The 15,215-nt window shown below is 48.8% G+C and carries 16 protein-coding genes; 4 read left to right on the top strand and 12 right to left on the bottom strand.

Annotated features, from left to right (window positions below; translation table 11 throughout):
• Nucleotides 1-22 precede the first annotated feature (22 nt).
• Together AC6R0R_RS02975 and AC6R0R_RS02970 are read left to right on the top strand one after the other, a co-directional pair.
• Entirely contained in the window at nucleotides 23-487 is a 465-nt protein-coding gene (locus tag AC6R0R_RS02975; protein ID WP_500625667.1) for a DUF3299 domain-containing protein, read from the top strand.
• 315 nt (nucleotides 488-802) lie between these two features.
• Nucleotides 803-1,702, top strand: coding sequence for a TIGR03899 family protein (locus AC6R0R_RS02970; RefSeq protein WP_334554998.1), 900 nt, complete (start codon nucleotides 803-805; stop codon nucleotides 1,700-1,702).
• Nucleotides 1,703-1,785: 83 nt separating this feature from the next.
• Here the strand turns inward: AC6R0R_RS02970 and pgi are convergent, their stop codons facing one another.
• A complete protein-coding gene (pgi, locus tag AC6R0R_RS02965) occupies nucleotides 1,786-3,438 on the bottom strand; it encodes a glucose-6-phosphate isomerase (RefSeq protein WP_500625643.1) in 1,653 nt (550 codons plus the stop codon).
• A gap of 289 nt (nucleotides 3,439-3,727) precedes the next feature.
• Between pgi and AC6R0R_RS02960 the strand changes: the two genes are divergently transcribed.
• Nucleotides 3,728-4,147 carry a secondary thiamine-phosphate synthase enzyme YjbQ gene (locus tag AC6R0R_RS02960; protein WP_500625642.1) on the top strand — a complete coding sequence of 140 codons (420 nt, stop codon included), beginning with the start codon at nucleotides 3,728-3,730 and terminating at the stop codon, nucleotides 4,145-4,147.
• Between the two features lie 15 nt (nucleotides 4,148-4,162).
• On the opposite strand, the gene AC6R0R_RS02955 is transcribed toward AC6R0R_RS02960, so the two are convergent.
• Genes AC6R0R_RS02955 through AC6R0R_RS02945 form a run of 3 tightly spaced genes read right to left on the bottom strand, consistent with a single transcriptional unit; the run spans nucleotide 4,163 to nucleotide 7,853 of the window.
• Nucleotides 4,163-5,341: a BamA/TamA family outer membrane protein gene (locus AC6R0R_RS02955; protein ID WP_500625641.1), complete on the bottom strand. Its 1,179-nt coding sequence runs from the start codon at nucleotides 5,339-5,341 to the stop codon at nucleotides 4,163-4,165.
• Entirely contained in the window at nucleotides 5,334-6,428 is a 1,095-nt protein-coding gene (gene alr / locus AC6R0R_RS02950; RefSeq protein WP_487901822.1) for an alanine racemase, read from the bottom strand. The genes AC6R0R_RS02955 and alr overlap by 8 nt, the downstream gene beginning before the upstream one ends.
• Before the next feature lie 12 nt (nucleotides 6,429-6,440).
• On the bottom strand, nucleotides 6,441-7,853 hold the full coding sequence (locus tag AC6R0R_RS02945; RefSeq protein ID WP_500625640.1) for a replicative DNA helicase: 1,413 nt from the start codon (nucleotides 7,851-7,853) through the stop codon (nucleotides 6,441-6,443).
• A 173-nt stretch (nucleotides 7,854-8,026) separates the two neighbouring features.
• Between AC6R0R_RS02945 and AC6R0R_RS02940 the strand changes: the two genes are divergently transcribed.
• Nucleotides 8,027-8,791: a DUF481 domain-containing protein gene (locus AC6R0R_RS02940; RefSeq protein WP_500625639.1), complete on the top strand. Its 765-nt coding sequence runs from the start codon at nucleotides 8,027-8,029 to the stop codon at nucleotides 8,789-8,791.
• 84 nt (nucleotides 8,792-8,875) lie between these two features.
• Here the strand turns inward: AC6R0R_RS02940 and rplI are convergent, their stop codons facing one another.
• From rplI to fusA, 8 genes are all read right to left on the bottom strand, one after another.
• The gene (gene rplI, locus AC6R0R_RS02935; RefSeq protein WP_487901818.1) at nucleotides 8,876-9,328 is read right to left on the bottom strand and encodes a 50S ribosomal protein L9; all 453 of its coding nucleotides are present in this window, start codon (nucleotides 9,326-9,328) and stop codon (nucleotides 8,876-8,878) included.
• 32 nt (nucleotides 9,329-9,360) lie between these two features.
• Nucleotides 9,361-9,588: a 30S ribosomal protein S18 gene (gene rpsR / locus AC6R0R_RS02930; protein WP_000090472.1), complete on the bottom strand. Its 228-nt coding sequence runs from the start codon at nucleotides 9,586-9,588 to the stop codon at nucleotides 9,361-9,363.
• Between the two features lie 16 nt (nucleotides 9,589-9,604).
• Entirely contained in the window at nucleotides 9,605-9,907 is a 303-nt protein-coding gene (priB, locus tag AC6R0R_RS02925; RefSeq protein ID WP_500625638.1) for a primosomal replication protein N, read from the bottom strand.
• Between the two features lie 8 nt (nucleotides 9,908-9,915).
• Nucleotides 9,916-10,296 carry a 30S ribosomal protein S6 gene (gene rpsF, locus AC6R0R_RS02920; protein ID WP_004747103.1) on the bottom strand — a complete coding sequence of 127 codons (381 nt, stop codon included), beginning with the start codon at nucleotides 10,294-10,296 and terminating at the stop codon, nucleotides 9,916-9,918.
• A gap of 230 nt (nucleotides 10,297-10,526) precedes the next feature.
• The gene (gene bfr / locus AC6R0R_RS02915; RefSeq protein ID WP_334554991.1) at nucleotides 10,527-11,003 is read right to left on the bottom strand and encodes a bacterioferritin; all 477 of its coding nucleotides are present in this window, start codon (nucleotides 11,001-11,003) and stop codon (nucleotides 10,527-10,529) included.
• Nucleotides 11,004-11,088: 85 nt separating this feature from the next.
• On the bottom strand, nucleotides 11,089-11,277 hold the full coding sequence (locus tag AC6R0R_RS02910; RefSeq protein WP_334554990.1) for a (2Fe-2S)-binding protein: 189 nt from the start codon (nucleotides 11,275-11,277) through the stop codon (nucleotides 11,089-11,091).
• Nucleotides 11,278-11,618: 341 nt separating this feature from the next.
• Nucleotides 11,619-12,803 carry an elongation factor Tu gene (gene tuf, locus AC6R0R_RS02905; RefSeq protein WP_500625637.1) on the bottom strand — a complete coding sequence of 395 codons (1,185 nt, stop codon included), beginning with the start codon at nucleotides 12,801-12,803 and terminating at the stop codon, nucleotides 11,619-11,621.
• Nucleotides 12,804-12,958: 155 nt separating this feature from the next.
• Complete coding sequence (gene fusA / locus AC6R0R_RS02900; protein WP_487903602.1) at nucleotides 12,959-15,058, bottom strand: elongation factor G; 2,100 nt, start codon at nucleotides 15,056-15,058, stop codon at nucleotides 12,959-12,961.
• Between the last annotated feature and the right edge of the window lie 157 nt (nucleotides 15,059-15,215).

Below are 15,215 nucleotides of genomic sequence, written 5' to 3'. Positions count from 1 at the left end.
TATATTTATGCTGGTAATGAGCATGGTAATGACCAGCTTTTTCAGCCACGCCTCGGAGCCATTAACCTTAGAGTGGATCGATCTCGTACCAGAGAATGAACGCAACCAGTTTGACTCATTCGGTATGCCGGATCCAAACGTAGACCACTCAGGTGGCACGATGGAGCAATCAAAGATTGGCGGCGTGCGCCAAGATCTTAACGGCAGCACAGTGCGAATCCCTGGCTTTGTCATTCCTTTAGAAGGGGATGCAGAGAAGGTCACCGAATTCTTGCTTGTACCTTACTTTGGTGCCTGTATTCACGTACCGCCACCGCCACCAAACCAGATCATTTACGTGAAGTTCCCTCAAGGGGCACCAGTGCAACAGCTGTGGGACGTGATTTATGTGGTGGGTACGCTCAAGACAGAAACCATGAGTCATGAGCTGGCCGAAACGGGTTACCTGATTGAAGGCACCGCGATTACTGAGTACGACGATCAGTAACCCCTCGAATCCATTAACAATAAAGCAACCTGTTAAACGCCCAGCTTAGGTCAGATATCGAGAGAGATACGCTAGGATCCCGAGATAAGTCAGGAGTAAAAAGGCGATTAGCAGGTGCTTTTTCAGTTTTTCATCACTTGAAAACTTCATAAAGCCCTCCAAAACAATAGCAACAATTTTAACAACTTATTATCATTCGTGATAGTGATATTTTTATAATCTTATTCGGATAAGCATCACACTCTATGGCGGGTAGCATCCGGCATCGGCGTGCAATATGATTTAATAACGATATGACTGCTAAGGAATATCATCATGTCTGAGCCAAATAAGCCGGTTGTGATTGAGCACGACGCCACCCACACCCATAAGCAAGAAAAAAAATCCAGCTACGTCAAAGACAGCGCCAGCCGTATTCTCACCATCGCCCAGCAATATGGGTTGGATGCCATGCTGCAAGCGCAAACGCCGGAAAAAACGGCGCTCGAACGCGCTTTGGTGCGCGAGCGTAAACGCAAAGAGCTCAGACAGAAAAACCTTGAGCAGATCCTAAAGCTTGCTCACACCTCATGTAAGAATGAAACCGCAGGCGATCCTGACCAAGATTGGTTGTATCGATTCTTCGATATGGCGCAAGAGGTGCACAACAGCGCTATGCAACGTTTGTGGGCTCAGGTGCTGAAGCGTGAAGTCACCAACCCTGGCTCCACGTCGATGAAAGCCCTAAAAGTGCTGCAAGATATGACGCCTAAAGAGGCGCAGATCTTACAACGCGCATCCTCACTGGCGTGCAGTTTTGGCGGAGACAACAGCCGCAAGCTCTTGATCGGTTACCGCGCCCAAGGGGGCATTTTTAGTTTTGGCAAGCGAAATACCACCAACAACATCAATGTCGGCAACTTCCAACTCCCCTATTCGAGTTTATTGGTGTTGTTTGAACTGGGGCTGATGCACTCAGCAGAGCTCGAATCGGGAGAGATTGAGCTCGACTCACCACTGGCGTTGACCTACCAAGGCAAACAACTCTTGTTGCAAGCGCACAGCAAAGGCGTGAGACTGCTCTACTATCGTTTTAGCCCTACCGGCAACGAACTGTGCAAACTGCTGGGGAATAAGCCCAACACCCAGTATTACGATCAGCTGTTGGCGCTCCTCAATCAGAAATTTAGTGCCAATACCGACGCGTCAAGCTCCTCCATTCACCACACGGTGTAGTGGCCGACAAACAAAATCAGACGATAAAAAAACGCCAGCGACAATCGCTGGCGTTTTCATACTTGGCGGTCAACAGCCGATCATTACGCTTTCAGTGCTTTGAACGCGTTGATCAAGCCATTGGTCGAGCTATCGTGAGAGCTCACTGGCGCGTCATCGCCTAGCTCAGGTAGGATCTGGTTCGCCAACTGTTTACCGAGCTCCACACCCCATTGGTCAAAGCTGAAGATGTTCCAAATCACGCCTTGAACAAAGATCTTGTGCTCGTACATCGCAATCAATTGACCCAATGTGCGTGGAGTGATCTGCTTAACTAAGATGGAGTTCGTTGGGCGGTTACCTTCAAACACTTTGAATGGCACCAGTGCTTCCACTTCCTGCTCCGTTTTGCCTGCCGCCAAGAACTCCGCTTTCACTGTCTCTGCAGATTTACCAAACGCAAGTGCTTCAGTCTGAGCAAAGAAGTTCGACATCAATTTCTGATGGTGATCGCCAGTTGGGTTGTGGCTCAACGCTGGCGCGATGAAATCCGATGGGATCAACTTAGTGCCTTGGTGAATCAACTGGTAGAACGCGTGCTGACCATTGGTTCCTGGCTCACCCCAAATGATAGGGCCCGTTTGGTAAGTCACAGCATCACCGTTGCGATCGACAAACTTACCGTTGGATTCCATGTTACCTTGCTGGAAGTACGCCGCGAAGCGGTGCATGTACTGATCGTATGGCAAAATAGCTTCCGACTCTGCGCCGTGGAAGTTGTTATACCAAATACCGATCAACGCCATGATCACTGGGATGTTGCTCTCAAGCTCTGTCGACTTGAAGTGGTTGTCCATCTCATGAGCACCGGTCAGTAGCTCGATGAAGTTGTCGTAACCGACACCCAATACAATCGACAAACCGATCGCAGACCACAGTGAGTAACGACCGCCGACCCAGTCCCAGAACTCAAACATGTTGTCGGTATCAATACCGAACTCTGACACTGCGCTAGCGTTAGTCGACAAGGCCGCAAAGTGCTTAGCTACGTGCGCTTCATCACCGGCTGATGCTAAGAACCAATCACGAGCAGAGTGCGCATTAGTCATGGTTTCTTGCGTGGTGAAGGTTTTCGATGCCACAAGGAAGAGTGTGGTTTCTGGGTTTACTTTCTTCAACGTTTCAGCGATGTGAGTGCCATCAACGTTAGAGACAAAGTGCATGTTGAGGTGTGTTTTGTACGGCGCGAGCGCTTCAGTCACCATGTATGGGCCTAGGTCAGAGCCGCCGATACCAATGTTCACGACATCGGTGATGGCTTTGCCTGTGTAGCCTTTCCACTCACCGCCAATCACACGCTCAGAGAACGATTTCATCTTCTCTAGAACCGCGTTCACCGCTGGCATCACATCTTCACCATTGACCATGATTGGCGTGTTGCTGCGATTACGCAACGCCACGTGCAGAACGCTGCGGCCTTCGGTTTGGTTGATGGTGTAACCACTGAACATGGCCTCAATCGCGGACGCCAGATCCGTTTCTTGCGCCAAAGCAAACAGATGCTTTAACGTCTCTTCATTGATGAGGTTTTTTGAGTAGTCGACAAGCATATCGTCGCCAAAGCGAGTAGAAAATTTGTCAAAGCGCGCTGGGTCTTGTGCGAAGAGCGCTTTAAGATCCATATCTTGCGCGGATTCAAAATGTGCAGTGAGTGCTTTCCAAGCGGATGTCTGCGTTGGATTGATAGTTTTCAACATGGTCGTTATCCCGATGTTACAGTCCGTTTTTATTCCATTCAGTCTAGCGAAAACTGGTGGAATCCCCGAATTTGAAGATGAAGAATAATTGTAATTTTTTTTCAGTTGCTCATTATGACCTAGGGTACCCTCACTCTCTTTGAGTTAGGTCACGTTACCCGCTTCAAAACCGAGCAACTGCGTCGTTGCACGTGGAATAATAGCATTGATTTTGGTGATGCTGCACCGTTAATCACTGCACTAACCCTAAGCAATTTTGCCAACGGGTTTGTCTAGATAAGGAGTCTTTATGTGGTCTCAGGCCCAAGTACAATTGCGCGCGAAACCGCGCGGGTTTCATCTCATTACCGATGAAATTGAGCAACAATTGCCACAAATTCAATCGATTTCTGTCGGTTTATTACAGCTATTCATCCAACATACGTCCGCAAGTCTTACCCTCAATGAGAACGCCGATCCTACCGTGCGCAGCGATATGGAAGCGCACTTTAATCACTTTGTGCCACAAAACGCGCCTTACTACCGTCATACTTATGAAGGTGATGATGATATGCCCGCGCACATTAAAGCGTCGATTCTCGGTGCCAGTGTCATGATTCCGATTCGACAAGGTCGATTAGCACTGGGCACATGGCAGGGGATTTATCTGGGTGAACACCGAGACAACGGTGGGACACGAACCATTATGGCCACCCTGCAAGGAGAGTAGAGCCCATCGGTGTGATTAGAACGGCTGATTGATCATCACGCGAAACGTGCCTTCTTCCGCTCCTTTCGCGATTTCGGCGCGAACGACCACGCCTTCGACCTGAAGCCTCACTGCTCCGCCAAGGTTCCACTGCATATCTGAGTGGAGCGTGGCTAAATCAAACTCATCAGCCACACGACCGGCTTCGGCAAACAGTACCCACTGCCACCAAGGCAGATCGTAATAATTAAGAACGGGCACACTCTCTAGCGGCTGCCAATCGGGTAAGACACGATACTCCATCGAGTAGTGCAGCGCCGAGCGACCGTGATACCGCCCAGCGGTAAAGCCTCGTAGGCGATATAAACCGCCGAGTCGCGCCTGAAGTTGCTCTGGCGGTCTCGCACAACCCTCACAGGCATCCCAGGTCGGCGTGTCTGCGGCATAGACATCAAACGCCAGCACTTGCTGATCAAACCAACTGCCCAAAGGGCCAAGGGCAACATACTGGCTGTTCTGCGCTTCCCACTTTATCCAGCTATCGCTAAGACGCTGCTCTGTGCCCATGCTGATCGTGAACGCCAAGTGTGAGCCTTTCGTTGGGTTGCGGACACTGTCTCTGTTATCCCAATTTAGGCTCACTTCAACGCCAGTGGCTTTCTCTGCCTGAGTGTAGACATCCAGTTGACGCTCTGAGTAAAACGGCGTCACGCTGATGGAAGTGACGCCAGAGTCGTACGGTGAGGCGGTGCTGACCGGACGTGATGGCGCAAACACACCACTCATGCCTTGCTGTGAAACCAGCCCCCAAGGGAGCAAATATTTAAACTCGAATTGGTAGTTCTGCTCATCACCGTTGGTGATGGTGCTGCCCCCCGTAGGCGACGCATTGCTCCCCTGCTCTCCAAGGTAATAAGGGTTGTCATTAAAGCGCGCTTGGTACATCTGCGTACTGACCAGCCAATGGGGGGAGAGTGCGTAATTGAACGCCGCAACATAACCAAGATAACTGGCTTTATCAGAGTACAACCCCATGCCAAAGAGCACGGTTTGCGGTTGCCCTACGCCTTTCGCCACCCCAGCAACACCGAAGGTATTGCCGAGCGTTTCGGTACTAAAATAAAAGGGCAAAAACGCAGAATCTTTCTCGCCGCTGTGGCAGAAGGTAGCGATAAAAAAGCTGGCCACTAGGGCCAGCATTCGCAGTTTATTCATAGCTTTGCAGAGACTTTTGGTAATCCATCTCAACGCGCGAAGTGAGCTTAGTCACCAGTTCATAAGCAATAGTGCCAATGTGGGAAGCCACCTCTTCAGAGGGTAAATCTTGCCCCCAAAGAATCGCTTCATCACCCACTTTGTCTTGTGCGTCACCGCCAAGATCGACCGTCAGCATATCCATCGACACTCTACCGACAATCGGCACTCTGCGGCCATTGACCAGTACTGGGGTGCCATTGGGCGCGGTTCTAGGGTAGCCATCGCCGTAACCAATCGCTATCACGCCGACTTTGGTGTCTTGCGCGCAAGTCCATGTGCCGCCGTAACCGACCTTTTCCCCTTGCTTCACATCTCGAACCGCAATGAGGTGAGATTTTAACGTCATCACTGGCTGATAGCCGAGATCCGCCGCGCTTTGATCATTAAATGGCGACACACCATACATGATGATGCCGGGTCTCACCCACTCTAACTGGCTCTCTGGCCAAGCCAGTAAACCCGCAGACGCGGCGAGAGAACGCTCACCTTCACAACCTTGCGTCAAAGAGAGAAACAGCTCGGTTTGCTCTTGCGTGGTGCTGCTTTCCAGCTCATCAGCGCAGCCAAAATGACTCATGTAACGCAGCGGCTTCGCCACATTCGGGCAGCGCTTCAAACGGGCAACAAACGTTTCGTATTGCTCTGGCCTGACACCTAAGCGATGCATACCGCTGTCGACTTTCAGCCAAACCACAACAGGAGTATCCAACTCGGCATCTTCTAATGCTTGAAGCTGCTCTTCACAGTGCACCACCGTTTGGATGTTGTTGGTGACTAATACAGGTAAATCCCCTGGCGAATAAAAGCCTTCGAGAAGGAGGATAGGTTTCACCACACCACAAGCGCGAAGCCCCAGCGCCTCTTCAATGCGCGCGACGCCAAACGCGTCCGCACCTTCAGCGTGCTTGGCAACGTGACGAAGTCCATGCCCGTATCCGTTCGCTTTCACCACGGCCATGATTTTGCTGCTCGGCGCTTGGTGTTTAATGCGAGCCAAATTGTGTTTCAGCGCATCCAAATTAATCGATGCGGTTGCCGCTTTCATGTAACTCATCGATTATTCATCATCCATATCAAACGCAGGACCCGCGTAATTGTCAAAGCGCGACCATTGACCTTGGAAGGTCAGTCGCACTGAACCAATCGGACCGTTACGCTGCTTACCCAAGATAATCTCTGCGGTCCCTTTCATCGGGCTATCTGGGTTGTACACCTCGTCACGGTAGATGAACATGATCAAGTCGGCGTCCTGCTCGATAGAGCCCGATTCACGCAGATCCGAGTTCACCGGACGTTTATCGGCTCGTTGCTCCAAGGAACGGTTCAACTGAGACAGCGCCACCACAGGGACATTGAGCTCTTTGGCCAACGCTTTCAATGAGCGAGAGATTTCGGCAATTTCCAACGTCCGATTATCCGACATCGCAGGAACGCGCATGAGCTGAAGGTAGTCGACCATGATCATCGACAGACCGCCATGATCGCGAGCCACACGACGAGCGCGCGAGCGCACTTCCGTCGGTGTCAAACCTGAGCTGTCATCGATGTACATGTTCTTCTTCTCCATGAGAATCCCCATGGTCGATGAGATACGCGCCCAGTCTTCATCATCCAACTGACCGGTACGAATTTTCGTTTGATCAACACGCGACAACGAGGCGAGCATACGCATCATGATCTGTTCCGCGGGCATCTCAAGAGAGAAGATCAGCACGGGCTTGTCTTGCTCCATCGCCGCGGTCTCACATAAGTTCATCGCAAAGGTGGTTTTACCCATCGATGGACGCGCTGCGACAATGACCAAATCAGAGCCCTGTAGACCCGCGGTTTTCTTGTTGAGATCGGTAAAGCCCGTGTTGACACCAGTCACGCCGTCTTGCGGCGTTTTGTACAACAGTTCGATACGTTCGAGGGTTTTTTCCAGAATGTTGTCGACGTTCTGCGGACCTTCATTCTCATTGGTGCGCGACTCGGCAATGGCAAATACTTTACTCTCAGCCAAGTCGAGCAGATCTTCTGAGCTGCGTCCTTGTGGATCGTAGCCGGCATCGGCAATCTCATTGGCGACACCGATCAAGTCACGAACCAGTGCGCGCTCAGCCACAATGTCAGCGTACGCATTGATGTTCGCCGCACTCGGGGTGTTTTTGACTAAGTCCGCCAGATAAGCAAAGCCGCCTACTTCATCAAGCTGTTCGCGCTGCTCTAAAAATTCTGACAAGGTGATGAGATCAAGCGGCTTGTTGTCTTCCAAAATGGCTTGTACCGCTTGAAACACTAAACGGTGAGGTCGACTGTAGAAATCTTTGGCGACCACACGCTCAGAGACGGTATCCCAACGCTCGTTATCCAACAGCAAGCCACCAATGACCGACTGCTCGGCTTCTAATGAGTGCGGTGGGACTTTGATGGCATCGACTTGGGCGTCTCGTGGTTTAAGGTTCCGATTCTCTACTTTGCTCTGGGCCATGATTTCACTCAACAACTTGTTCCTGACCGAACATTATAACGAGAATCATCGCTATGTCTCCCGTTTCAAGCGAGGAACAACGATCCGATTTGAGTTTTGACTCCGCCCTGACCAAGTCAATACAAAGCCTGTTTATTATTGCGCCCTGTTATTTTTCGACCGAGAGGTACTGAGTGTCAAAACTTTGGTTATTGTGCGTGGGGTTAATAGGCTCGTCCTTGGCCTACGCAGATAGTACGGATCAAAGTGAAATGGATATCCAAGTACCTTCCCCCTGGGATACAGAGGTCGAATTCGGCTATCAAGCACATAAGGGCAACTCCGACTCCGAATCGCTCAACTCTCGTTTAAGTGCCGAGTACATTAAAGGTCGCTACCGTACCAGCGGAGAGTGGAAATACTACCTGCTCTACAAAGATGGGACAGAAGACAAGCGGCAGTCCACCTACACTATGCAAGGTGACTATAAACTTGGGCCCAAGACCTACCTCTATTCGAGTTATAAAGGGGTCAACTCAAAGTACACCGCGTACTACAAAGATCACACGCTTTCGGGAGGGCTCGGTTATCAGTTATCAAACACGGATGACTTCTTGCTTGAAGTCGAAGTCGGTCCGGGTTATCGCTACCAAGAACCCAACCTAGATGAAATTGATGATGACGATATCATCTTTCCCAACATTGTGAGGGAAGCGATTTTTCGTGGCAACATCAACAGCAGTTGGCAAGTGCTTGAAAACCTACGTCTCTCCGCGGACGTGACTTGGGTTAGCGGCCACAGTAACACCCGAACCGATACCGACATCAGTGTCACCAACAACATCACTGAGGATATTGCGCTTAAACTCACTCACAATCGCCAATATCACGATAAGGTTCCAGAAGGGCTAAGCAAAGCTGATAGTATGTTTTCGGTCAACTTGCTGTTTGTGTTCTAAATGAAAGAAGAACCCTGAGCAAAATAGCAGACATAAAAAAACACCAGCCGAGGCTGGTGTTTTGCTATTCGTCTTAAGGCTGAATTACTCAGCTGGTACAACTTGTAGGTTGATAGCAGCAAATACTTCAGAGTGAAGTTGGATGCTGATTTCAAACTCACCAGTAGTACGTAGAGCACCTTCAGGAAGGCGAACTTCGCTCTTAGCTACTTCAACGCCAGCTGCAGTGATTGCATCAGCGATGTCACGAGTACCGATAGAACCGAATAGTTTACCTTCGTCACCAGCTTTAGAAGCGATAACGACCGCTTCTAGTGCGTTCACTTTCTCAGCGCGAGCTTCTGCAGCAGCAAGTTGCTCTGCAACTTTTGCTTCTAGCTCAGCACGACGAGCTTCGAACATCTCAACGTTAGTCTTAGTTGCCATAACTGCTTTACCTTGTGGGATAAGGAAGTTACGAGCGTAGCCAGATTTAACGTTTGCAGTGTCACCAAGACCACCTAGGTTACCGATTTTATCAAGTAGAATAACTTGCATTGCTTAATCCTCTTTCTTAATAAAACGACCGATTACTGATGCTTGTCAGTGTACGGAAGTAAAGCTAGGTAGCGTGAACGCTTAATAGCGCGAGCTAGTTGACGTTGGTATTTAGCGCTTGTACCAGTGATACGGCTAGGAACGATTTTACCAGCTTCAGTGATGTAGTTTTTAAGAGTTGCTACGTCTTTGTAATCAATCTCTTGTACGCCTTCTGCAGTGAAACGGCAGAATTTACGACGACGGAAGAAACGAGCCATGGGCTATCTCCTGATCTTAAATTTGAGTAATGTTGTCGGCATGTAACACTAATTTCCCAAAGCCATTTCGGCCGGTTTGATAAGCGACAAAACCACTTACCTTAATGTTACTGCCTTGTACTAAATTCTGAGTCAATGCTTGTGACCTTTGCCCACTGATCACGACCGGTAGACGACAATAGACTTGTCTCGGTAGGTCAGCTTCAATCATGGTCGAGCGATGCTCTAACCAAAACCGACAGTGTTCAATACCACTTGGGCTTTTACTTCGAATGGGAGGCTTAGCAATGGTGCCACTGAGCTCCATTCGATTGGTCATAAGTGAAATTACTCAGCCGCTGCTTCTGGCTTAGCTTCAGCACGCTCTTCGCGACGAGGAGCACGCTCTTCTTTCTGCTTAAGCATGATAGATTGCTCAGTGATAGCCGCTTTAGTACGCATGATCATGTTACGTAGAACTGCATCGTTGAAACGGAAAGCAGTTTCTAGCTCATCAATAACAGCTTGATCAGCTTCCACGTTCATTAGAACGTAGTGAGCTTTGTGAAGCTTGTTGATTGGGTAAGCCAGTTGACGGCGGCCCCAGTCTTCTAGACGGTGGATAGTACCGCCAGCTTCAGTGATTGAACCAGTGTAACGCTCGATCATGCCAGCAACTTGCTCGCTTTGATCTGGGTGCACCATGAATACGATTTCGTAATGACGCATGGGTTGCTCCTTACGGATTATTCAGCTTCCACAATTGGCTCAGTCGTCCAGAGGAAGCAAGGAACTAAAGATAATTGACTGAGATTTAAGGAGCCGGAATAGTACAGAAAGAAAGCAGTTTAATCAAGAGAAAAGATGAGTTAGGTATGACAAACTTGGCTAGGTTGCCGAGTGTGCGTTGTAGGCAACGCGTACACTCAGCTTCGGTAGTGACGTTAGTGAAACGTTAGTTAATCTTCATCAACAAATTGCGCTTGGAGATAGTTTTCGATACCGGTCATATCAATCAATCCAAGTTGCGTTTCAAGCCAATCCACGTGTTCTTCTTCATCTTCTAGGATTTCTTGGAACAGATCGCGAGAGACGTAGTCTCGAATGTCTTCCGCATAGGCGATGGCGTCTTTCAAATCCGGTATGGCCATCAGCTCTAACTTCAGATCGCATTCGAGCATTTCTTTGGTGTCTTCCCCGATCATCAACTTACCGAGGTCTTGAAGATTAGGAATGCCCTCTAGAAATAAAATGCGCTCGATGAGATGGTCGGCGTGTTTCATCTCGTCGATAGACTCATGGTACTCTTTGTCTGCGAGGTGCTTTAGCCCCCAGTCCTTGTACATACGAGCATGAAGAAAGTATTGGTTGATGGCAACGAGTTCATTGCCGAGAATTTTGTTGAGATGCTGGATAATAATTGGATCGCCTTTCATGACAGAAGCCCTCCTCTTTGGCTCTTTTAACTGTAGAACCAAATGAGAAGGTGTCAAAAAAGTCGACACATTTTTAGCTAGTGGATTAGCTAGCTTGTTTAAACAGATTCACTGCCGATTCGTTGATGATCTCTTTCGCCGTGCGCACACACTTACCACATTGGGTGCCTAAGGCTGTGCATTTCTTGATTCCTTTTATATCGGTCACGCCCTCTTCGACAACTAACTTGCGGATTTTTTTATCCGAGACGCCATGACACAAACAAACGAACATAATTTTACTACCTGACCTAACGACTTCTAGATTGAATATAAAAGAGAACCATTCTTATTACCAGTCTCAAATGAGTAAAATATAGATCGATTGGTTATAAAAGAAATGAGGAAATGTGGGTCTGATTCACTTAGCAGCGAAGCATTTTCAATGCCGCCAGTAAGCTAATGATCTAGCGATAAAAATAATAGCGACATCTCTTCTCGTCGATGTTTTTCTTATAACTCATCTCATTCGCTCGCCGTCAAGAAACGAAAAAGGGAAGCCTAAGCTCCCCTTTTTCTTGTCGCGCTTTCTTCACGAATGAAGAGAAGTGCTAGATTTCAATTAATTCGTAAGAATTAATCGAAGATCTTAGCAACAACACCAGCACCAACTGTACGGCCACCTTCGCGGATCGCGAAACGTAGACCTTCGTCCATCGCGATTGGTGCGATTAGCTCTACAGTCATCTTGATGTTATCGCCTGGCATTACCATTTCTACGCCTTCAGGTAGCTCGATGTTACCTGTTACGTCAGTTGTACGGAAGTAGAACTGTGGACGGTAGCCTTTGAAGAATGGAGTGTGACGACCACCTTCATCTTTAGACAGTACGTAAACTTCTGACTCGAACTTAGTGTGTGGAGTGATTGAACCAGGCTTAGCTAGTACTTGACCACGCTCAACTTCGTCACGCTTAGTACCACGTAGAAGTGCACCAACGTTCTCACCCGCACGACCTTCGTCTAGAAGCTTACGGAACATTTCAACACCAGTACATGTTGTAGTAGTAGTGTCTTTGATACCTACGATAGCAACTTCGTCACCTACGTTTAGGATACCGCGCTCGATACGACCTGTTACTACAGTACCACGACCTTGGATTGAGAATACGTCTTCGATTGGCATTAGGAACGGCATGTCTACTGCACGCTCTGGCTCTGGGATGTAGTTGTCTAGCGCTTCTGCTAGTTCAACAATTTTCGCTTCCCACTGCTCTTCGCCGTTTAGTGCGCCTAGTGCAGAACCTTGGATAACTGGTAGGTCATCACCTGGGAAATCGTACTCAGATAGAAGTTCACGTACTTCCATTTCTACTAGTTCTAGTAGCTCTTCATCGTCAACCATGTCACATTTGTTCATGAATACGATGATGTAAGGAATACCAACCTGACGGCCTAGTAGGATGTGCTCACGAGTTTGTGGCATTGGGCCATCTGTCGCAGCAACAACTAGGATACCACCGTCCATCTGTGCAGCACCTGTGATCATGTTCTTAACATAATCCGCGTGTCCTGGACAGTCTACGTGTGCGTAGTGACGAGTTGGAGTGTCGTACTCTACGTGAGAAGTTGCGATTGTGATACCGCGCTCACGCTCTTCTGGAGCGTTATCGATAGATGCGAAGTCACGAGCAGCACCGCCGTAAACTTTTGCAAGAGTAGTACAGATAGCTGCAGTTAGAGTTGTTTTACCGTGGTCAACGTGGCCGATAGTACCAACGTTTACGTGCGGTTTTACACGTTCAAATTTTTCTTTAGACACGTTCGTGTTCCTTCCTAGTTATGATTCGCCACGATCAGAATTGATCGAGACGCGCCAGAAATTGCTATTTTATGCGCCAACGTCCGTCAGCGCAATATTTCGACGCCTTGATCTTTAAAAAAAGCACACACTTTTTCAATGATCAAGCCGCTTCATTAATAACCTCGCTCTGCAACAATTTTGTCTGCAAAGTTTTTCGGTACTTCAGCGTACTCATTAAACTCCATAGAGTAAGACGCACGGCCTTGAGTCGCAGAACGGAGGTCTGTAGCGTAACCAAACATCTCAGAGAGTGGCACTTGGGCACGGATAATTTTAATACCCGCAACACCATCGTCCATACCTTCAATCATACCGCGACGGCGGTTTAGGTCACCTACAACGTCACCCATCCAATCTTCAGGAGTGGTGACTTCAACATTCATCATCGGCTCAAGAAGTACAGGTTGTGCTTCTAATGAACCCTTCTTGAATGCCATCGAGCCAGCGATCTTAAACGCCATCTCGTTAGAGTCAACATCGTGGTAAGAACCGTCGAACAAGGTCGCTTTAATATCTAGTACAGGGTAGCCTGCTAAAACACCACTGTTCATTTGCTCTTCGATACCTTTCGCTACCGAGCTGATGTATTCCTTTGGAACCACACCACCCACGATTTCGTCGACAAAGACAAAACCCGCACCCGGTTCAGAGGGCTCTAGTTTGATCCATACGTGACCATATTGACCACGACCACCAGATTGGCGAACAAACTTGCCTTCCACTTCCGCGCTGCCGCGGATCGTTTCACGGTAAGCCACCTGAGGTTTACCTACGTTGCAGTCGACGCTGAACTCACGCTTCATTCGGTCAACGATGATATCTAAGTGAAGCTCACCCATACCCGAGATCAAGGTTTGACCGGTTTCATCATCCGTTTCGACGCGGAATGAGGGATCTTCTGCAGCCAGTTTACCCAGCGCAATCGCCATCTTTTCTTGATCGGCAACAGAGCGTGGCTCTACGGCAATCTGAATCACTGGAGCAGGAAATTCCATGCGCTCTAGGATCACCTTGTGGTTCGCATCACAAAGCGTATCACCCGTGGTGACATCTTTTAGGCCGATCGCCGCCGCAATGTCACCCGCGCGGATTTCTTTGATTTCTTCACGCTTGTTGGAATGCATCTGAACGATACGCCCAAAGCGCTCTTTCTTCTGCTTCACTGAGTTGTACACAGCATCGCCTGAGTTGACGACACCTGAGTAAACGCGCATGAAGGTAAGCGTGCCAACAAACGGGTCGGTGGCAATTTTAAATGCCAACGCTGAAAACGGTTCGTTATCGTCAGCATGGCGCTCAACGTCGTTTTCGTTCTCATCGATGCCTTTGATCGCAGGTACATCGATCGGTGATGGTAGGTATTCCACCACGGCATCCAGCACGGCTTGCACGCCTTTGTTCTTAAACGCGCTACCACAAGTGGCCAATACGATTTCGTTATTCAGTGTACGAGTGCGAAGCGCTTGCTTGATTTCACTCTCGGTCAACTCACCTTCTTCAAGGTATTTGTCCATCAACTCTTCGCTGGCTTCCGCTGCTGATTCGACTAGGTTACTGCGCCACTCTTCAGCCAGATCAACCATATCTGCTGGAATCTCTTCATAATTGAAGGTCATACCTTGGTCAGCTTCGTTCCAGTTGATCATCTTCATCTTGATAAGATCAATCACGCCTCGGAACTCATCTTCCGCACCAACGTTAAGTTGGATAGGCACAGGATTGGCGCCCAAACGAGTCTTGATTTGCTTAACGACACGAAGGAAGTCAGCGCCTGCACGGTCCATCTTGTTGACGAACACCATGCGAGGGACATGATACTTATCTGCTTGACGCCAAACCGTTTCCGATTGCGGCTCAACACCAGATGAACCACAAAAAACGACAACGGCGCCGTCGAGTACGCGCAACGAGCGCTCTACTTCGATGGTAAAATCAACGTGTCCAGGAGTATCAATGATGTTAATGCGGTGATCTTGGAATTGCGCTTCCATACCACGCCAGAAAGTGGTCGTGGCAGCGGAGGTGATAGTGATACCACGCTCTTGCTCCTGCTCCATCCAGTCCATGGTAGCAGCGCCATCGTGAACCTCACCAATCTTATGAGAAAGACCAGTGTAGAATAGAATACGTTCACTTGTGGTGGTTTTACCTGCGTCTACGTGAGCGACGATACCAATATTACGGTAGCGCTCAATCGGTGTTTTACGAGCCACGATAGAATCCTCTTCAATTGGGATATAGGGACTATTGCTATGTCGAAACGACAGAACGAAGAATGCTCGAGTTGAGCGTGGGCGTCTTCAGTTAACGATGTCGCGCTTTAGATGAGCGATTTTCTGTGTTTCAGATATAGCAATAGTTCCTAGCTTG

This window comes from Vibrio sp. R12-SW3-ISO1, assembly GCF_059834005.1.
This window is presented reverse-complemented; position numbering and strand designations above follow the sequence as displayed.